The sequence below is a fragment of the Myxococcus sp. NMCA1 genome (assembly GCF_026810205.1).
Taxonomy (GTDB): Bacteria; Myxococcota; Myxococcia; order Myxococcales; family Myxococcaceae; genus Myxococcus; species Myxococcus xanthus_A.
The window spans coordinates 6826748-6845282 of the sequence record NZ_CP113950.1; the positions used below are offsets into that span (position 1 = coordinate 6826748).

The 18535-nt window shown below is 69.7% G+C and carries 15 protein-coding genes and 1 tRNA gene; 9 read left to right on the forward strand and 7 right to left on the reverse strand.

Features of this window, described 5'->3' with window-relative positions; all coding sequences use genetic code 11:
* Positions 1–216 precede the first annotated feature (216 nt).
* The 3 genes from OZ403_RS28055 to OZ403_RS28065 all read left to right on the forward strand — a co-directional run bounded on the left by OZ403_RS28055 (position 217) and on the right by OZ403_RS28065 (position 3907).
* Entirely contained in the window at positions 217–2919 is a 2703-nt protein-coding gene (locus tag OZ403_RS28055; protein WP_268782224.1) for a LuxR C-terminal-related transcriptional regulator, read from the forward strand.
* 162 nt (positions 2920–3081) lie between these two features.
* The gene (locus OZ403_RS28060; protein WP_140794417.1) at positions 3082–3633 is read left to right on the forward strand and encodes a GNAT family N-acetyltransferase; all 552 of its coding nucleotides are present in this window, start codon (positions 3082–3084) and stop codon (positions 3631–3633) included.
* Positions 3634–3652: 19 nt separating this feature from the next.
* Positions 3653–3907 carry a YdeI/OmpD-associated family protein gene (locus OZ403_RS28065; protein WP_237077481.1) on the forward strand — a complete coding sequence of 85 codons (255 nt, stop codon included), beginning with the start codon at positions 3653–3655 and terminating at the stop codon, positions 3905–3907.
* Positions 3908–5187: 1280 nt separating this feature from the next.
* On the opposite strand, the gene OZ403_RS28070 is transcribed toward OZ403_RS28065, so the two are convergent.
* On the reverse strand, positions 5188–5562 hold the full coding sequence (locus OZ403_RS28070) for a cupin domain-containing protein (protein WP_011555275.1): 375 nt from the start codon (positions 5560–5562) through the stop codon (positions 5188–5190).
* Positions 5563–5753: 191 nt separating this feature from the next.
* Positions 5754–5954 carry a cold-shock protein gene (locus OZ403_RS28075; protein WP_011555276.1) on the reverse strand — a complete coding sequence of 67 codons (201 nt, stop codon included), beginning with the start codon at positions 5952–5954 and terminating at the stop codon, positions 5754–5756.
* Positions 5955–6303: 349 nt separating this feature from the next.
* On the opposite strand from OZ403_RS28075, the gene OZ403_RS28080 reads away from it, so the two are divergent.
* The 3 genes from OZ403_RS28080 to OZ403_RS28090 all read left to right on the forward strand — a co-directional run bounded on the left by OZ403_RS28080 (position 6304) and on the right by OZ403_RS28090 (position 9231).
* A complete protein-coding gene (locus OZ403_RS28080; protein ID WP_140799518.1) occupies positions 6304–6870 on the forward strand; it encodes a periplasmic heavy metal sensor in 567 nt (188 codons plus the stop codon).
* Between the two features lie 283 nt (positions 6871–7153).
* Positions 7154–7834, forward strand: a complete 681-nt coding sequence (locus OZ403_RS28085; RefSeq protein WP_140794423.1) for a response regulator transcription factor — start codon at positions 7154–7156, stop codon at positions 7832–7834.
* The gene (locus tag OZ403_RS28090; protein WP_268782225.1) at positions 7831–9231 is read left to right on the forward strand and encodes a HAMP domain-containing sensor histidine kinase; all 1401 of its coding nucleotides are present in this window, start codon (positions 7831–7833) and stop codon (positions 9229–9231) included. Before OZ403_RS28085 ends, OZ403_RS28090 begins: the two co-directional genes overlap by 4 nt.
* An 8-nt stretch (positions 9232–9239) precedes the next feature.
* Here the strand turns inward: OZ403_RS28090 and OZ403_RS28095 are convergent, their stop codons facing one another.
* From OZ403_RS28095 to OZ403_RS28115, 5 genes are all read right to left on the reverse strand, one after another.
* Positions 9240–10067: a carboxypeptidase regulatory-like domain-containing protein gene (locus OZ403_RS28095; protein ID WP_268782226.1), complete on the reverse strand. Its 828-nt coding sequence runs from the start codon at positions 10065–10067 to the stop codon at positions 9240–9242.
* A 100-nt stretch (positions 10068–10167) separates the two neighbouring features.
* Positions 10168–11025 (reverse strand): ABC transporter permease, encoded by an 858-nt coding sequence (locus tag OZ403_RS28100; protein ID WP_140794426.1) that lies wholly within the window; start codon positions 11023–11025, stop codon positions 10168–10170.
* Complete coding sequence (locus OZ403_RS28105; protein WP_140856372.1) at positions 11022–12014, reverse strand: ABC transporter ATP-binding protein; 993 nt, start codon at positions 12012–12014, stop codon at positions 11022–11024. The genes OZ403_RS28100 and OZ403_RS28105 overlap by 4 nt, the downstream gene beginning before the upstream one ends.
* A gap of 29 nt (positions 12015–12043) precedes the next feature.
* Positions 12044–12928, reverse strand: coding sequence for a heme o synthase (gene cyoE / locus OZ403_RS28110; protein ID WP_140794428.1), 885 nt, complete (start codon positions 12926–12928; stop codon positions 12044–12046).
* Positions 12929–13244: 316 nt separating this feature from the next.
* A complete protein-coding gene (locus tag OZ403_RS28115) occupies positions 13245–15608 on the reverse strand; it encodes a tetratricopeptide repeat protein (protein ID WP_174258909.1) in 2364 nt (787 codons plus the stop codon).
* A gap of 193 nt (positions 15609–15801) precedes the next feature.
* Between OZ403_RS28115 and OZ403_RS28120 the strand changes: the two genes are divergently transcribed.
* The 3 genes from OZ403_RS28120 (at position 15802) to OZ403_RS28130 (ending at position 18534) form a co-directional block, all read left to right on the forward strand.
* Positions 15802–15877, forward strand: a tRNA-Ala gene (locus OZ403_RS28120).
* 106 nt (positions 15878–15983) lie between these two features.
* The gene (locus tag OZ403_RS28125) at positions 15984–16610 is read left to right on the forward strand and encodes a DUF2760 domain-containing protein (protein ID WP_140799523.1); all 627 of its coding nucleotides are present in this window, start codon (positions 15984–15986) and stop codon (positions 16608–16610) included.
* Positions 16611–16671: 61 nt separating this feature from the next.
* On the forward strand, positions 16672–18534 hold the full coding sequence (locus OZ403_RS28130; protein ID WP_268782227.1) for an Hsp70 family protein: 1863 nt from the start codon (positions 16672–16674) through the stop codon (positions 18532–18534).
* Position 18535: the final 1 nt, after the last annotated feature.

The window sequence follows — 18535 nt, forward strand, 5'->3', positions numbered from 1 at the left end:
CGGCCCCTCCCCACGCCCAAAGGCAGTCACCGGCACGGCGCGTCAGGCCTTGCTCGCGAGCGCCCGGCGCAGCAAAGCCGCGAAACCGCGTGTGTAACGCATTGCGGTGTCCATTTCGTGACACTCATTGCGGGGTTGCCTTCGCGTACCTCAACCCGGTTCACCCGTTTTCCGTGGTCTAGTGACTGACGCACCCGGCCAAAGAGGGACGTGCTCATGCCGAGCCTTCGAAACGCTCCGGATCTGCTCCCCACGAAGCTCTCCCCTCCCCGGGCGGCATCCGTGCTGGTGCCGTGTGGCGCCGCCCTGCGGAGGATCGACCATGGGGTGAGCGGGAAGCTGGTGCTGGTGACGGCCCCGCTCGGCTCCGGCAAGACGGCGCTGCTGACGCAGTGGTACCGCGAAGCACGCGTGCCGCACCTGCTTGCCTGGCTGTCGCTGGACGAGCAGGACAACGCCCCCGAGCGGTTCTTCGCATACCTGGTCGGGGCGATTCGCCGGGCCGCTCCAGACTTCGACGCGTACAGCACGAGCCAGCCCGAGCACGCGACGGCCGTCATCCTGCAAAGCCTGTGGAGCCTGGGCCGCGAGCTCGTCGTGGTGCTGGACGACTTCCATGTCCTGCGCGAGCGCCCACTGGTGCGGGCCTTCTCGTACCTGATGGACCACTCACCGCCGCACGTGCACTGGGTCGTCTCGTCGCGCAACATCCCCGAGCTGGACCTGGCCAAGCTGAAGCTCACCGAGCAACTGGTGACGCTCGACGGCCGGGACTTGAACCTGGATGGCGAGGCCATCCGCGAGCTGGGCCTGCGCCTGTGCGGCGCGGTGCTCACACCGGAGGACATCGACTCCCTCCGCACGCGGACGGAAGGCTGGGTCGCTGGCGTCAAGCTGGCGCTGCTGTCCGCGGGTGAGCACGCGAGCGTGAGCGATGCGCTGAAGAAGGCCATGGGCTCCAATCACGACGTTGCCCGCTATCTGGCGGACGCGGTGCTGCGCGAGCAGTCCGAGGAGGTGCGCGAGTTCCTGGTGCTGAGCTCCGTGGTGGAGCAACTCCATGGCGCGCTGTGCAACGCGCTGCTTGGCATCACCCGAGGACACGCACTGCTGGGGCAGCTCGAGCGCTCACAGTTGTTCATCCAGGCACTCGACGCCGAGCGGCAGTGGTACCGGTACCATCCACTGTTCCTCGAGGTGCTGCGCGCCCAGCTCGCCTGTGACTACGCCGACCGCGTCCCTCGGCTGCACCGTGCGGCGAGCGCTTGGTTCGCGGAGAACCAGATGCCGGACGAGGCGCTGACGCACGCCTTCGCCTCGGGAGACAGGGGCTGGTGTCTCGCGCTCACCGCGCGCTGCATGGAGGCGTGGATGCGCGAGGGCGAGCTTGCCTCCGTCCTCCACTGGACCGCGAAGCTGACGGCTCAGGAGGTCATCCGGTCGCCAGCCATCTGCGTGGGCCACATCGCCTGCCTCATCCTGTCCCGCCGCTTCGCGCATGCGACCGCGGCGCTGCGGGATGCCCAGCACCACCTCGACACAGTCTATGAGGTGGCTGCCCCCGAACGCGAGCGGCTGACGAAGCGGCTCGCACACCTCACGCTGCTTCATGCCGTGCTGTCCGACTCGGCTCCGGACTCTGGCATGGACCTGGACGCGTCACCGGGCTCCGAGGAGTCGGACGTCTTCATGGCGGGCGCCGTGCTGGCGGCGAAGGCCTACCAGGCGCTCCGGATGAACCGCTTCGATGCGATGCGCCGGCTCGCGCTGAGCGCTCGGGAGACGTTGCAGGGGCACAACAATCCGTTCCTGGTCGGGTACACGGATGTCCTTGTCGCACTGGCGGACCGGGCGCAGGGGAACATGAAGGACGCCGCGGCGCGGTGCGAGGATGCCTTCGAGCGTGCGAGTCGAGGACGGCGCAATCCCGTCTGGGTGAATGCGGCCACGGCGCTGGCCAACGCTCGCTACGAGCAGAACCGGCTCGACGAAGCCGAGGCGCTCTGTGTCGAGGTGCTTCCGCTGCTACCGCAGGCCTCCGTGTTCGAGACGTTCGCGCTCGCCTACCTCATGCTGGCCCGCATCAAGACGGTTCGCGGGAAGTACGCGGAGGCGTACCGGCTCCTGGACTACCTCCACGGCGTGCTCGAGTGCGGTCACCAGACGCGATTCCTGGCCCATGTATGTGGGGAGAAGATTCGCCTCTACCTGGTGGAGCAGGCTCCCGCGCGAATGCGGGTGGTGGCCCAGGAGTTCGGCCTGGGCGAGCGCATGCGCCGGGGCGAGTGGAGCGAGAAGCGCTTCTACGACGAGACGTGGGAGCGGCTCGGGCTCGCGCAGGCGTGGGTGATGATGGTGCGCGGCCGCCACGACAAGGCGCACGCGATTCTGGAGGTGCTGCGAGCCAGCGCGCACGAGGTGGGCTACGTGTCACGCGAGACGGCGCTGCTGGCCACCATCGCGGTGTGCCACTGGCGCGCGGGTGACGCGATGGCCGCATTCGCCGCGTTGAACCGGGGCTTCGCGCTGGCGCAGCGCTTCGGCTTCGGGCGCAGCGTGTTCGACGAGACGCCGGGCCTGCAGGAGGTCGTCATCGCGGCCGCCCGGCAGCGGAAGCTGAGCTACGCGTTTCCGGACCGGTACACGACGCGGTACCAGGACCTGCTGTCCGCGGGAGCCCGCGTGCCTCGCGAGTTCGCGGCTCCACCTTCCGCGCCCCTGGAGCCACTCACCGAGCGCGAGCTCCAGATGCTCAAGCTGCTCGCACAGGGGCTGAGCAATCAGGAAATCAGCGAGCGTTCCAACGTCGCGCTCTCCACGACCAAGTGGCACCTGCGGAACGTGTTCGCCAAGCTGGACGTCACCACGCGCACCGCCGCCATCGTCAAGGCCCAGGAGCGGTTGCAGCGGAATCTGTGAAGGCCCGGCCCGTCCGTGGAATGAACGTTCCTTCCACGCCGCGCCCGGACATGGACAGTTGTCCTCTGGCATGAGAGGCCTGGGAGCGGTTGAATGGGAGCATCCGCGCCACCTCATCGTGTGGCAGGCGCAGCGGGGCTCCAGGCCCCAGGAGGAGCGTCCGTGCCCGCAGCGACCATCCCCACCGTCGAGACCGAGCGCCTCGTCATGAAGGGTCACAGCCTCGAGGACTACGAGGAGTGCCTCGCGCTGTGGAGTGACCCCACGGTGGTCCGCTACATCAGCGGCAAGCCGTCCACACGCGAAGAGATGTGGTCCCGGCTCCTGCGTTACGTGGGCCATTGGGACCTGCTGGGCTACGGCTTCTGGGTGGTGCGTGAAAAGGCGACGGGCCGCCTCGTGGGCGAGGTGGGACTGGGCGACTTCCACCGCGACATGCAGCCGTCCCAGGGCGCCGGGCCCGAGGCAGGCTGGGTGCTCGCCCCCGGGTTCCACGGCAAGGGCTACGCCACCGAGGCGGTACGCGCGGCCCTCACCTGGGCGGATGCCCAGCTCAGCCCTGAGCGCGTGGTGTGCATCATCGCGCCCGAGAATGCGGCGTCCATCCGCGTCGCCGACAAGTGCGGCTTCCGGCAGACCGGACAGGGAAGCTACAAGGGAGAGCCCTCGCTCATGTTCGAGCGCCTGGCACCGGTGAAGATGGGCGCTCGGTGATTCACGCGGAGGCATGACCATGGCCACCACGAAGCACCCGACGCTCAAGCGCGACATTCAGCCGATGCCCGCGAATGTCCGGGCAGCGCTGGTGAAGCGCGGGCTCATGGAGGCCTACAAAGCGCGGCCTCCGTACCAGCAGAACGACTATCTCGGGTGGATTGCCCGGGCCAAGCTCGAGGCGACGCGGCAGAAGCGGCTCGACCAGATGCTGGACGAACTGGCTGGCGGAACGAAGTACATGAACATGGCGTGGTCTGGCGGGCGGAAGTAGCGCTGAGCAGCACGGCGAGAGTACGCGTGAGGCGTGAATGGCAGGTCGACCCGTGTTCTTGGACCTGGTTGAAGCTGGGCTCAGGGACAACCCCGAATCCTGCATCCAGTGGCTTGACCAGACTGACCTGAACATGGCGCAGCGCATCCAAGACCTGCGCTGAGAGCAGCGCCAACCCGGCCCCCACCTCAACACGCCGCACATTCCCGGTAGACTGCCGGGAATGAGGAACCTCTTCACCCTCCTCACTGCGGCATTCGCGCTCTGCATGTGGCCGACACCGGCGCAGGCGTGCGTTTGCATCGCGGGCGGGGGTAACCTTCACAACGACCTCAAGGTGGCGCGTGAGCGTGCGAGCGCCATCTACCGAGCTCGCGTCATCCCGGTCCCCAGCGGTCCCTACTTAGGAACCGTGGACGTCGAAGTCCTGGAGGTCATCAAGGGCCCTGTCGTCACGGGCGAGAAGTTCAATCTTCCCCAGGGTGGCGGAGGCGACTGCCGAATCCGGTTCCGGGACGAAGCGGTGTATCTCATCTACGCCGAGCCAGAGTATCCCAGGTTGATCTGGCACTGCTCCCGCAGCCGGCCCATGGCCTCTCTGGATGATGCGGAGTGGGTCTGGCTCACAACGGGGAAACTCCCTTCCATTCCGGCCGTGGTCCAGCGCGAATCCGTGTCCTGCGACCCCTGCGACGTGGAACGCATTGGAAGCAGCTTGATTTCCCCTCCTGGGAAGGCCCCCGTCCTTCCGCATGAGGAGCGCAAGGCGCTCGCCTTGATGAAGGCCCGTCGACCGTTTCTCACCCACTCCAACGCCGCCTCGAATGGGCAACGACTGGTCATGGTGGGAAGGTCATGGGCAGGCAAGCCGTTCGAGCTGATTCAGACGCCCGCCTATTCGGTCGACGCGCGTTGCAAACAGCAAGTCCAACTCCACTGGTGCAAGCGTCTCGAGGTATCGAGGCCATACCCCGACGACGGCCCGCGATTCCGATGCGTCGAGCCAGAGCGCGCTGAAGTGGCGTGCGACGAAAACAAGAGCCGCACGTCAAAGTGGGAGCCTCCGGAAGCACTCTCCGCAGACCAGTGCCACTGGCGGACCCACAGCAGTGCCAGTTGCACATTCAGCGGCCCCCCTGCTCCGCTCGACGAGGGAGCCCCTACGTCTCCGCTGCTGGTCTGCCAACCCAAAGCAGGGCTCCAGCCCAGGTATTCGTGCAGCGTCCAGGCCGCTCCGGCCCCGTTTCAACCCAAGTAGGCAGCGCGGACCCTCTCGGGTCTCACGCCTTCGCGGGCGGTTTCGTCCCCGCGTCCTTGCCCTCATCCCGGCCGTGCACCGCCGCGGGCGGACTGGTGGCTTCCACGGCTGAGAAGGTCTCCAGCACCTTGTACGTGTGACTGGAGCCACGAGGCACCAGCCAGGAGTCACCAGGGTTGAGCAGGATGACCTGTCCCTCGAGGTGCAGCTCCGCGCGGCCTTTGAGGACGAAGCCCACTGTTTCGTAGTCCCTCGCGGTGGCGGGCGCCGGCTCTCCGGGCGGTTCGTCCTCCCACAGCCGCATCGACAGGCGGACGCCAGACGCCAGATACTTCTGCCCCATCTCGCCCTTGGGAGAGTGCCGACTCTCCACCTTCTTCACGCTGGTGTCGCCCATGCCTTCGTCTCCGTTGGATGGCGGCGGATGTGCCGCGCGTCTGCCGAAAAAGGTAAGGAAGGCATCCAGGAGCCGACGGGCACCCAGCACGGGCCGCCAGCACGGCGCGTCAGGGGCCAGACATGCGAAGGCCCCGCCTCCCTGCTGGGAGACCGGGCCTCGGGCACACTCAAGGGTGGCCTGCGGGTGCTTCAGACGGCGCGGACGTTCTGCGCCTGCAGGCCCTTGGGGCCACGCGTGACCTCGAACTCCACCTGCTGCCCCTCCTGGAGGGTGCGGAAGCCATCCATGTTGATGGCAGTGTGGTGGCAGAACACGTCCTCACCGTTGTCCTGCGCGATGAAGCCGAACCCCTTGGCGTCGTTGAACCACTTCACGGTACCGATTGCCATGTGACCTTCTTCCTTCTGCTTTGAGGCCGCCGCCAAGGGCTGCCCGATCGACGTGTGCGGAGCGGACACCGCCCCGGCCCCCCAACGACAAACTTCCTGGCGCCTCCTGTCCACCGGGCAACCGCCTTCCGGGCAAGCAGCCGTCCGCCACCGGACACTCCATTTCCCCCGTCCCTCCCACCAGGGCCGCAAGGCGTCTTCTTCCCCTCACTCCCCCCACCCCTCCCCCGGGGCCGTCTTCACACTTCTTCACCGCGCGCGGGCGTGGCCTTCATACCCGCCCTCTACCTTCCCGCTCGTCACCACCAGCGCCGCCCCCAGGGGACGGCCTCATTGGGAGCGTGGAGCCATGTTCGGGTTTCTCTTCGGAACCGCCTGCCTCGCCGGCCTCATCTACACGGTCCGTGGCGGGCGCCACGGGTATCACCGCAGGGGCCGCTGGAGTTCGCGTGGACGCCTGCGCTGGCTCTTCGAGCGGCTGGATACATCACCTGGCCAGGAGAAGGTCCTCCTCAAGGCCGCCGACGATGTCATGGAGGCCTTCGCCAAGGCCCGTGACGAGACAGGCCCCAGCCGCACCGCCCTGGGCACCGCGCTGCGCGGTGAGCACTTCGACGGCGCCGCGCTGCGCGAGCTCTTCACTCGCCACGATGTCGCCATCGACAACGTGCGCCGCACGGTGCAGGGCTCGCTCGCCCAGGTCCATGAGGCGCTGGACCCGCGGCAGCGCCGTGAGCTCGCGGACCTCCTCGAGCACGGCTTCGGCTCCGCCTACGGCTGGCGCGGAGGCCATGGCGGCTGGCACCACCGCTGTGGCGGCCCCGGCGGCTGGCGAGGCGGAGCATTCGGCCGCGGCGGCCATCGCCACGGGGACGGCCACGGCCCTTGGGGACGCGATGACGCGCGTGGGGTGTGAGCCCCGAACCAACGCCCCCTTTCGTCGTCCTTGAAGGAGAGATTCCATGCGCCGCCGTCTGCTCATCGTCCTGCTCGCCCTGGGCACCGTTGGAGGCTATGCCTCCGGTTTCGCCAGCGTGGCCCGTCACCGCCATCACCTCCGCCACTGTCACCACGGCGCCTGGGAACACGGATGGAGCCCCCACGGCAGGTGGGAGCCCTCCGGCCAGCGAGGGGTGACTCCCCCGCCGGCAACCCGCGTGTCCATCCACACGGCCTCCCCCTGAAGTAGAAGGCGGTTCATGTCCACGCGCGTCCTGCTCATCGACGACGACACCCGGATGTACGAGCTGCTCGAGCAGTACCTCGGGCAGAACGGCCTCAGCGTCACCCACGCGGCGGATGGCGGACGGGGGCTGGCGGCGCTGGAGGCCAGTGCCTTCGACGCGGTGCTGCTCGACGTGATGATGCCCGGCATGGACGGCCTGGAGGTCTGCAAGCGCATCCGCGCCAAGAGCCGCATCCCCGTCATCATGCTCACCGCGAAGGGCGACGAGACGGACCGCGTGGTGGGCCTGGAGCTGGGCGCGGACGACTACCTCCCCAAGCCCTTCAGTCCCCGCGAGCTGCTGGCGCGGCTGAGGGCCGTGCTGCGTCGCTCACAGCCCTCGGCGGTGGCGGACCGGTTGGAGTCGGGCGGCGTGTCCATCGACGTGGCCGGGCGCGAGGTGCGCGTGGAGGAGCGCGCCGTGGAGTTGACGGGCCTGGAGTTCGATTTGCTCGTCGCGCTGGTACGCAGGGCCGGACGCGTCATTCCGCGCGACGCCCTGCTGGGCGAAGCGGGCCGCAGCGACACGGTGGTGGGCGAGCGCACCGTGGACGTGCACATCTCCCACCTGAGGCAGAAGCTCGGTGACGTGGGCACCCGCCTCATCAAGACAGTGCGCGGCGTGGGCTACGTATTCGCCAAGGAGGGCCCGTGAAACGCAGCAGGCCCCGGGGCCACAAGCGCGGCTGGGGCGCGTGGGGCGACCCGCATGATTGCGGCCCATGGGGACACCGGCATCCGCCGCACGGCTACTGGCACATGGGCCGCCTGGGGGGCTTCGTGCGCGCCCGGCTGCACCGGCGCCTGTTCATGTGGTTCGGCCTGTCCATCCTCGCCACCGGCGCCGTGGTGGCCACGGTGATGAGCCTGGTGGGTGGAGGCACCTGGAAACAGGAAGGCGACCGCGTGCGCACCTTCGTGGGCCACCGCTTCGAGGAGGTCTGGGACGAACCCACCCGGCGGGACGCGCTGGTGGCGTCCATCGAGAAGGACTTGCAGGTGGGCGTGGAGCTGCGGGACGCGTCCGGCGCGATGCTGGCGCAGACCCAGGTGCCGTGCCGGCGGCCCGAGTTCAACCTGCCCGTGATTCGCGATGGCATCACCCTGGGCTCGGTGCGCGCCTGCTACGCCAGCTTCCGTCCGAAGAGCCCGCTGCGGATGGTGCTGCCATTGGCGCTGTCGTGCATGGTGCTGTGGATGGCCGCGGGGAAGCTCGCGCGGCGGCTCGCACGTCCCATGGATGAGCTGGTGCGGGCCACGCGAGCGCTGGGCTCGGGCCGGCTGGACTCGCGCGCGGACATCGCGCCGCAGGTCACAGGGGAGTTCGCCGTGCTGGCGGATGCCTTCAACGACATGGCGGGGCGCATTGAGAAGCAGGTGGCGGACCAGCGCGAGCTGCTCGCCGCCGTGTCCCACGAGCTGCGCACCCCGCTGGCCCGGCTGCGCGTGCTGACGGAGCTGCTCCGCGACGGAGGCGGCAACCCGAAGACACTGGACCAGGTGGACCGTGAGGTGGTGGAGCTGGATGCCCTGGTGGGTGAGCTGCTGGCCAGCTCCCGGCTGGACTTCGGCCAGCTCACCCCGCGTGTCCTCGATGGCCAGACGCTGGCCACGCAGGCCCTGGAGCGCGCGGGGCTGGCGAGTTCCCTGCTGGCCGTGGAGGTGGAGCACGCGGGGCTCGTGGGAGACGCGACGCTAATGGGGCGCGCCCTGGCCAACCTCCTGGAGAACGCGCGCAAGCACGGCACCGGCGCCGAGGCACTGCGCATCCAGGAGCGAGGCGAACACCTGGCCTTCTGCGTGGAAGACCGGGGCCCCGGGCTGCAGCCCGGCGAGGACGAGCGCATCTTCCGGCCCTTCTATCGGAAGGACCACGGCACCGAGGCGCGCGAGGCGGGCTCCCTGGGCCTGGGCCTGGCGCTGGTCCAGCGCATCGCGCACGCCCACGGCGGAGAAGTCTTCGCGGAGAACCGCCCCGGCGGCGGCGCACGGGTGGGCTTCACCGTGCGGAAGAACGGCCCTCCGGATTCAGAGAGCCGCCCCGCCGCGTAGCGCGTTCATCACTTCTGCGCGGACGCGTCCTCCGCGGAGAAGGAGAACGCGGCCTCGGCCGGCGCGTCGTCCTTCACCGTGACTTCGGCCGTCTTCGTGCCGAGCGTCTCGTGCCAGGCCTCCACCGTGTACGTGCCCGCGGGCAGGCCTTCGAGTGCAAATGCACCGTCCGCGCCCGTCGTCGCGAAGTACGGGTTCTCGTTGCTGACGACGAAGGCGGACATCCACGGGTGCACGTCACACTTGAGCTTCAGCACGTCCGCGTCCGCGGGCAGCGGCCGCTCCACCGGGGCGCCGGACGGCGGCTGCGCGACGTTGAACGCGGGCTTGGTGCCCACGATGCCGCGCACGTTGTGCAGCGTGCCGTCGCTGTTCTTGAACGCCACCTGCTGCCCCGCCATCGCGCCCTGCACGCGCGGGACGTAAGTGCACTTCGTCTGGTCCAGCACCACCGGCGCGGCAGGCGCGGGAGGCGCTCCGGGCACCTTGCCCTTCACGCGCACCAGCACGTTTTGGAGGTTGCCGTCATTCACCAGGACCGACGCATCCTTCGTCGCCATGCCTTCGCACGCCGGGTCATTGCTCGCGGGGATGTCCGCGGCCTCGGGCGGCGTGCCGGTGAACTTCACCGTGCCCTTCACCACGCCCTTGCCCGCTGGAGCCACGGGCGCGGCGGCGGCACCTTCCGGCGCCTGGATGGGCGAGGCCGCGTGGGGCTCCTTCTTCGCGGCGGGCGCGGCGGGCGGCGCGGAGGCCGGCTCCTCCTTCTTGCAGGCAGAAAGGGTCAGCAGCCCCGCGGTCCCCAACAACGTCAGGCCGAGCGTGCGCAGCGTCATCGTGCAATCTCCTCGGGAAGTCAGGTGATGCGTCTGCCCACCTCGTAGCGAAAGGGGCAGCGCATGTCCAACCCACCGGGACGCCGCGAACGGCCGCTGTCTACTCCCGGCGGCTGACGCTGAAGGCCGCCAGCCCGACGAACACCGCGGCGAACGCCACCAGCACCGGCACTTCCAACCCCGCCGAGGACGACGACGCGCCCAGCGACACGGAGGCCTCCGCGCCGTACAGCGCCCGCCGCACGCCCTCCACGGAGTAGCGCATCGGGTTGAGCCGCATCACCCAGGCCAGCCAGGTGTCCGCGCCCTTGAGCGGAAACACGGCGCCAGACAGCACCCACATGGGCAACAGGACGATGCTCATCACCGCGTGGTAGCCCGCACTGGAGCGCACCCACCACGCCAGCGACATGCCCATGCCCGTCAGCGCCAGCGCCGACAGCACCATGACGGACAGCAGCAACGGCACGTTCAGCGTGGCCGCGCTCACACCCGCCAGCGGCGCCAGCAACAGGAACAGCGACGCCTGCAGCAGCGCGATGGCGGACGAGCCCAGCGCCTTGCCCAGCACCACCGCCAGCCGCGAGCCCGGCCCGGCGAGCACCGCCTGGAGGAAGCCCTCCTTGCGGTCCTCGATGACGGTAATCGTCGCGAAGATGGCGCTGAACAGCAGCACCATGGTGACGACGCCCGGGAAGAAGAACTGCTGGTAGCCCAGGCCCTGCGCGCCCTCCACTCGGAAGGAGCCCGCGAAGCCGGAGCCGATGACGAACCAGAAGAGGACGGGCTGCGCGAGCGCCCCCACCACCCGGGAGGGCTGGCGGAAGAAGCGGACGATGTCCCGCATCATCAGGACCCGCACCGTCGCCCACTGAAGCGCGAGCGTTCCAGGCGGAGACGACACGGCCGGAGCCCCGGCGTTCATCGGTTCGGGGGCGGCGGACAGCTCGGCGCTCATCGACGTCTCCTCGGCGCGGGGTCTGCGGTGGGCACGTCCGCGCCCAGCGCGCGCCCCGTCAATTGGAGGAACACGTCCGCCAGCGTGGGCCGGCGCAGCGCCACGGAGGTCAACCGCCCGGCGGGGAAGGCCTCCACCAACCGGGGCACCAGCGCGTGGCCCTGCGGGGCCTCCACCTGCACCCGCCCCTCCACCACCTTCGCGTCCAGCTTCAGCCGCTCGCGCAGTTCGGCCGCCAGCGCCTCCGGCTCAAGCGCCTCCACGGAGAGGATGTCCCCGCCCATGCGCGAGGCCAGCGCCTGCGGCGTGTCACACGCCACCAGCTTGCCCGCGTCCAACACCGCCAGCCGGTCGCACACGTCGGCCTCGTCCGCGCGGTGCGTGGTGAGCAGCACCGTAAGGCCCTCGCTGTCGCGCAGGCGCTTCAGGTGCGCCCAGAAGGTACGGAAGGCCGCCTCGTCCAGGCCCTGTGTGGGCTCGTCCATGAGCAGGACGCGCGGCTGGTGCACCAGGGCCCGCGCCAGTTCCAGGCGCCGGCGCATGCCACCGGACCACGTGGACACCCGTTCGGCGCCACGGTCGGCCAGGCCGATGAGCGACAGCATCGCCTCCACCCGCTCGCGGGCCCGCTCTCCGCCCAGGCCATACAGCCGGGCGCCGAGCATCAGGTTCTCCCGCGCGGTCAGCAGGTCATCCAGGCTGCTGCGCTGGAAGATGATGCCCATCTGCCGGCGCAGCGACGGGTCGCTCAGCGACAGCTCCCGGCCCTCGAAGCGAACGAGGCCCGCGTCGGGGGACAGCAGCCCGGCCAGCACCTGGAACGTGGTGGACTTGCCCGCGCCGTTGGGGCCCAGCAGGCCCAGAATCTCCCCCGGCCGCACCGACAGGGACAGGCCGTCCACGGCCGTGCGCCCCTTGAAGCGACGCGTGAGCCCCTCCAACTGGAGCAGCGGTTGAGAGGTGGCAGTGGAAAGCAGGACTTCGGGCATGAGCGGGCGTCCCCCGTTCGCCCCGGACGCTATTCGCGAGGAACTCGGTCCAGCGCCAGCGCGGCGAACAGGCCGGTGAGGTAGATGAGTGAGAAGAAGAACGTCTGGCGGGCCCAGGTGTTTCCCAGCCGCCGGAAGAAGCCCCACGCCCCCAGCCCGAGGAAGCTCAGGCCCAGGAGCACCGCCGCGGCCAGGTACCACGCGCCGGCGATGTGGAGCTGGAAGGGCAGGAGCGTCATCGGAATCAGCGCCACCAGGTAGAGCACCACCTGCGCGCGGCTGGACTCGTCACCCCGCTCCAGCGGCACCGACTTGAGGCCCGCCGCCCGGTACTCCTCCTTGCGGAAGAGCGCGATGGCGATGAAGTGCGGCATCTGCCAGAGGAACATGATGGCGAAGAGCGAGAAGCCCCCCGCGTCCATCTGGTTGGTCACCGCCGTCCAGCCCATGAGTGGAGGCAGCGCGCCGGGCACCGCGCCCACCAGCATGGCCGCGGACGTGCGCGCCTTCAGCGGCGTGTAGGCCAGCACGTAGCTCAGCAGCGCCACCAGGCCCAGCGCGGCGGTGAGCACGTTGGCGCCCAGGGCCAGCGCCGGAATCGACACGGCCGCCAGGGAGATGCCGAACCACAGCGCCACCGCCGGCTCCATGCGCCCGGAGGGCAGCGGCCGGTTGCGGGTGCGGTCCATGAACTGGTCGCTGTGCCGCTCCCAGTAGCAGTTGAGGGCATTGGCCGCGCCCACGGTTCCCGCCGTGGCCAGCAGCGTCACCAGCGCGTTGACGGCGCCCAGGTGGCCGGGCGCCAGCCACATGCCACCCGCCGCGGTGACGAGCACCAGGGTGGAGAGGCGCGGCTTGGTGAGGGAGATCAGGTCGGACGCGACTGTCGGCAAGGACTCGGCACGCGCGTTCACACAGACTCCAGAGGTAGGCACGACAGACACGCTGCCGGCGCGGTAACGGCCTTCCCCATACAGGCACCACCCGGGGGTGGGCAAGGACACGGCGCCCCTGGGAGACTCCGGCGGACGGACGCCCGGCTGGCCCCCGTGAGTCACCAGGGCGACACCGGACTCCCGTCCCACCCAGGTGCGTCGGGGGAGACAAACGCCTCGGGCATAGCGTCAGGGTGGTGGGGGCGGCAACCACGACAACGGGGCTGACCGCGCGTTCAACTGCCCGCGCGCATCAGCCCCGCTTGTCCGGCGCCTGGAAGGCAACCGTGGTGTTTCAGCCGCCCGCCAGCGAACGGGCCGCGGACGCGTGCTCGCCGCTCGGCTCGCGCTTCAGGTACTCCTGGGCCAGCATCTTCGCCTTGGCGCCCTGCTTCGAGTCCTTCGCCAGCAGCGTGGCGTAGAAGTAGTAGGCCGGCGAGTACGCCTCGTCCGCATTGAGGGCGCGCTGGTACGTCTCATCCGCCTTCGCCGCGTCGCCCTTGCCCTGGAACACGCGCCCCAGCTCGGTGAGCGCCATGGCCGCGCGGTCCGACTGCCCCAGGAACTCCTGGCTCGCCTTCTCCAGCTGCTCCTGCGCCAGGTCCCACTTGGACCGCTCGCGGTAGATGGCGCCCATGGCCAGCCGGGCCTCAGGGTTCTTGGCCTTCGGGTCCTTCACCGCGCGCTGGTACTGGGCCAGGGCCTCATCCAGCTTGCCCTGACGGCGGTACGCGTTGCCCAGCATCACCACCAGCTTCGGACTGTCGCCCATCGTCTTCAGGGCCGTCTGGAGCGCCTCGGCGGCTTCCTTCTCGCCGCCCTGCTTGCCCATGAGCGACTTGGCCAGCTCGACGTAGAACTGGGCGCGCGAGGCGTCCATGCGGATGGCCTTGCGAATCTCCTCGGCCGCCGCGTCGTAGTTGCCCTCCGCCAGCAGGCGGCGGCCCTTGATGAGGTGCAGCTCCGGGTTCTGCTTGTCGAGCGAGAAGCCGGTCTCCTCGCTCTTGAGCATCTCCGAGCGGGCCTTGTCCTTGTCCTGCGGCACCGCGGTGGCCTCGACCAGCTTCTGCTGCATGTCCGGCTTCAGGTCCACCATGGCCGCCGACACGCGGCTGACGAGCAGCGAGCGCGCCAGGTGCGCCGCGGCCAGCTGCCGCGGAGACGGCGGCGGGTCGGACTCCAGCAGCTTCTTGAGCATGGTGTGGGCCAGCCCGAAGTTGGGCGAGTCCTGCTCCAGCATCAGCAGGGAGCGACCCAGCAGCGACTCCGGGTGGTCCTTCTCATACCGGAGGGCGGAGTCGTAGTTCCGCCAGGCGGCGGCGTCCTGTCCCAGGCGGCGGTACACCGCGCCCAGGCTCGCGTAGGTGCGCGGGTCATCCGGAGACAGCCCCTGCGCGCGGTCCAGGCTGTCGCGGCCGCGATCCAGGTCGCCCGCGTTCATCTGGATGAGGCCCAGCGTGAGGTACAGCAGCGAGCTGGAGCGGCCCTGCGCGTCCAGGCCCTTCACCTTCTCCTCCAGCTGCCCCAGCGCGTCCTTGCCCTTGCCGCTGTAGGTCTGGATGAGCGCCTCGGACGCGATGAGGTGCGAGCTGAGCTCGCCGCTCTTCTTGCCCGCGGCCAGGTGCTCCTCGGCCTGGCGGCGCGCATCGTCACCACCGCCGTGCTCACCCCAGCGAATGGCCCAGGCGTAGGCGAGGTAGCCGTGCGCCACGGCGGAATCGGAGTCCACCTCCAGCGCCTGGTCCGCCGCCTCAACGGCCTTCTTGTAGCTGTCGAAGGAGTCGTGCTTGAGCAGCTCGCTGGCCGCATCCAGGCTCTTCTTCAGCTCGCGCGACTTCGTGCGGGCGTTGGCCGAGTACCAGCCATAGCCGATGGCGAACAGCGGGATGGCCACCAGCAGGCCCAGCGTCACCATCTTGCTGCCCTTGCCGCCCGAGGAGCCGCCGCGGCGGGGCACTGGCTCGTGGTCCTCGTCCTCATCCACCTCTTCCACGACGACCTGGGGCCGGCGCGGCTGAGGAGCGGGACGCGGCGCGGGAGCCTCCGCGCGCGCGGTGGACGCGGGCTTCGCGGCCTGGGTGGCGGCGGGCTTCCCCGCGGGCGATTCCGTCCCCGCCGTGGCCGCGACGCTGGAGAGCGCGGCGGCGGACTGCTGGGTGGCGGACGGGCCCGGCGTCGCGGGCGCAGCAGGAGCAGCTGGCGCGGAGACCGGAGCCGGCGCGGCGGGCCGCGGCGGCTCAATCTTGTGCTGCTGGAGCAGCGTGACGGTGTCCGGGTCGCCCGGGTCCGCGGTGTAGGCCTTGAGAAGGTTCGCCTTGCCGGGCTCCGCTTCGCCGGTCTTCAGCTGAAGCGCGCCGGCCATGCGCAGCGCGACCTTGTCGTCGGGCTGCACCTGAAGGGCGCCGAGCGCCTCTTCCAGCGCCTTCTTGTCCTTGCCCTGCTCCGCATAGACGCGGGCGAGCAGGAGGCGGGGGTCCGCAGCATTCGGGTGGGCCTTCACCCCTTTCTTGCAGACGACCATCGCCTCCATGAAGCGGCCCATGCTCAGGTACGCTTCAGCGAGAGGCTTGTAGGCCGCCGACGAAGGGTCGGAGGCAAAGGCATGTTCAAGCTTCGCGAGCTCGGCCGGGCTCAACGTCTTCGAAGGGGAGATAGACATTAACGGGGGGCAGCTAAACGGGCGGGAAGGATACGCCTGACAAGAAGGGTTTTTATGGCACCCGGTACGCAGCACGTCAATCGCCGGAATCCATGTTGGCAGCTTGCGCTTGACACGGTGAAGGGCCTCCGGTACTAGCCCATCCCACTTCGGCGGCCCCAAACCGCGAAGGCGCAGCAAGCAGTCCAGTTGTGGGGGTGTAGCTCAGTTGGGAGAGCGTCGCGTTCGCAATGCGAAGGTCGTCGGTTCGATCCCGTCCACCTCCACCATGCAACAAACGAAGGGCCTCACGGGAAACCGTGAGGCCCTTTGCATTTGGGGCATCCCGGCGAACTGCCGAATTGCAAAGCATCCGGGCTTTGTTATCCGGTGCCGATGACCGACCAGCCCGCCTCTCTGTCGTTCTTCGCCCGCTTCTGGCTCGCCTGGCTGTGCTTCTGGCGCTGCCTCGTGTCCCGCGAGTTCGCGCAGGCCGTGCTGCCCACGAGCAAGGCCTATGACGCTGGCCAGCTCGCCCAGCTCCCTTCGGGCGGCCCCGCCCCCACCCCGCTTCCCAAGCCGGAAGAGGTCCGGCCCACGCCCCGAGCGCCCGAGCCGCCCCCTGCCCTGCCCCCCGAGCGCGAGCACGCCAGCGCCCTGTCCCTGCTGGGCATGCTCCAGCGAGAGGGCCGCTTCGTGGACTTCCTCCAGGAGAACGTCTCCGCCTTCTCCGACGCGGAAGTGGGCGCGGCGGCGCGCATCGTCCATGAAGGCTGCCGCAAGGTGGCCCAGACGTACCTGACGCTGGAGCGGGTGCTGCCCCAGTCGGAAGGGGACTCGGTGGCGGTGCCCGTCGGGTTCGACGCCCAGCGCATCCGCCTCACCGGCAACGTGGCGGGCCAGCCGCCCTACAACGGAATCCTGCGTCACCACGGCTGGATGACGACGGCGGTGAAGCTGCCCACCGTCAGCCCGGCCATCGACCCGCGCGTGCTTGCTCCCGCGGAGGTCGAGCTTTCCTGAGCCGGCCACCACGGCCTCACAGCGCGAACAAACCCGCGTCTTCCAGGAGTTCTCGTCCGATATGGCCCGCTATTCCATTGGCATCGACCTGGGTACCACGCACTCCGCGGTGTCCTACTTCAATCTGGAGGAGGGCAAGGCTCGCGGCGGCGCGCAGTCCATGCTGCCCGTCCCCCAGTTGACCGCGCCCGGCACCATCGAGGCCCGCCCGCTGCTCCCCTCCTTCCTCTATCTGCCCTCCGCGCAGGAGTTCCCCGCCGGTAGCCTGGCGCTGCCGTGGAAGCCGGAGGCCAGCACCCTGCTGGGTGAGTTCGCCCGCACGCACGGCGCCAAGGTACCCACCCGGCTGGTGTCCTCCGCCAAGAGCTGGCTGTCCAACCCCGGCGTGGACCGGCGCGCGGCGCTGCTGCCGTGGCAGGCCCCCGAGGAGGTGCAGCGGGTGTCGCCGCTGGACGCCTCCGCGCGCTACCTCCGCCACCTCAAGGAGGCGTGGGACAATACCTTCGCCCGCGAGCGCGAGGAGTCCGGCAACGTCCTGTCCGAGCAGGACGTCATCGTCACCGTCCCCGCCTCCTTCGATGCGGCGGCGCGCGACTTGACGCTGGAGGCCGCCAAGGCCGCGGGCATCGCCAACATCACCCTCCTGGAGGAGCCCCAGGCCGCGCTCTACGCGTGGCTGGAGGCCATGGGGGAGAACTTCCGCAGGCAGGTGCAACCCGGCGAGGTCATCCTCGTGGTGGACGTGGGCGGCGGCACCTCCGACTTCTCCGTCATCACCGTGCGCGACAACGCGGGTGATTTGGAGCTGCTGCGCGTGGCCGTGGGCGACCACATCCTGCTGGGCGGCGACAACATGGACCTGGCGCTGGCGCACACGCTGAACCAGCGGATGACGGCCGAGGGAAAGAAGCTGGACGCCTGGCAGTTCAACGCCCTCACCCATGGCTGCCGCCAGGCGAAGGAGGCGCTCTACGCCGACCCGTCCATGGAGCGCGCGCCCATCTCCATCCCCGGCCGGGGCTCGTCGCTCATCGGCGGCACGCTGCGCACGGAACTGACGCGCGAGGAGTTGGACCGCGTCCTCACCAACGGCTTCTTCCCCGTGACGCCCGTCACCGAGCTGCCGCGCACCGCGCGCCGCACCGGCCTGGCGCAGATGGCGCTGCCCTACGCCCAGGACGCCGGGGTGTCCCGGCACCTGGCCGCCTTCCTCACCCGGCAGGCGCAGGCGCTCGCGGCCAGCCCGGACGCGCCGGTGGACGTCAGCGGCAAGGCCTTCCTCCACCCCACGGCAGTGCTCTTCAACGGCGGCGTCTTCAAGGCGGGCCCGCTGAAGGCGCGCGTCATGGAGGTGCTCAACGGCTGGCTCACGGCGGATGGCGGCGAGCCCGCCAAGGAGCTGGAGGGCGCGGACCTGGACCTCGCGGTGGCGCGAGGCGCCGCCTATTACGGTTGGGTGCGCCAGGGCCACGGCCTGCGCATCCGCGGCGGCACGGCCCGCGCCTACTACGTGGGCGTGGAGACGGCGATGCCCGCGGTGCCCGGCATGGAGCCACCCGTGAAGGCGCTCTGCGTGGCCCCCTTCGGCATGGAGGAAGGCACGCAGGCGGACGTTCCGCCCCTGGAGTTCGGGCTCGTCACCGGTGAGCCCACCAGCTTCCGCTTCTTCTCCTCGTCCCTGCGGCGCGACGACAAGGTGGGCGTCATGCTGGAGGACGTCGACACCGAGCTGGCCAGCGGCGGGCTGGAGGAGCTGGCCCCCATCGAGACGACCATGCCCGGCCAGCCCTCCGTCTTCAGCGACCTGACGCCCGTCAACCTCCAGGCGGCGGTGACGGAGGTGGGGACGCTGGAGCTCCGGTGCCTGGAGAAGGATGGCCCCGGGCGCTGGAAGCTGGAGCTCAACGTCCGCATGAAGGAGTAGA

Excerpts from the sequence above, each read along its gene's own strand:
- OZ403_RS28055 (WP_268782224.1), top strand. The coding sequence starts at position 217 with ATGCCGAGCCTTCGAAACGCTCCGGATCTGCTCCCCACGAAGCTCTCC.
- OZ403_RS28065 (WP_237077481.1), top strand. The coding sequence starts at position 3,653 with ATGGCCACCACGAAGCACCCGACGCTCAAGCGCGACATTCAGCCGATG.
- OZ403_RS28070 (WP_011555275.1), bottom strand. The coding sequence starts at position 5,562 with ATGGGCGACACCAGCGTGAAGAAGGTGGAGAGTCGGCACTCTCCCAAG.
- OZ403_RS28075 (WP_011555276.1), bottom strand. The coding sequence starts at position 5,954 with ATGGCAATCGGTACCGTGAAGTGGTTCAACGACGCCAAGGGGTTCGGC.
- OZ403_RS28080 (WP_140799518.1), top strand. The coding sequence starts at position 6,304 with ATGTTCGGGTTTCTCTTCGGAACCGCCTGCCTCGCCGGCCTCATCTAC.
- OZ403_RS28085 (WP_140794423.1), top strand. The coding sequence starts at position 7,154 with ATGTCCACGCGCGTCCTGCTCATCGACGACGACACCCGGATGTACGAG.
- OZ403_RS28095 (WP_268782226.1), bottom strand. The coding sequence starts at position 10,067 with ATGACGCTGCGCACGCTCGGCCTGACGTTGTTGGGGACCGCGGGGCTG.
- OZ403_RS28100 (WP_140794426.1), bottom strand. The coding sequence starts at position 11,025 with ATGAGCGCCGAGCTGTCCGCCGCCCCCGAACCGATGAACGCCGGGGCT.
- OZ403_RS28105 (WP_140856372.1), bottom strand. The coding sequence starts at position 12,014 with ATGCCCGAAGTCCTGCTTTCCACTGCCACCTCTCAACCGCTGCTCCAG.
- OZ403_RS28115 (WP_174258909.1), bottom strand. The coding sequence starts at position 15,608 with ATGTCTATCTCCCCTTCGAAGACGTTGAGCCCGGCCGAGCTCGCGAAG.
- OZ403_RS28125 (WP_140799523.1), top strand. The coding sequence starts at position 15,984 with ATGACCGACCAGCCCGCCTCTCTGTCGTTCTTCGCCCGCTTCTGGCTC.
- OZ403_RS28130 (WP_268782227.1), top strand. The coding sequence starts at position 16,672 with ATGGCCCGCTATTCCATTGGCATCGACCTGGGTACCACGCACTCCGCG.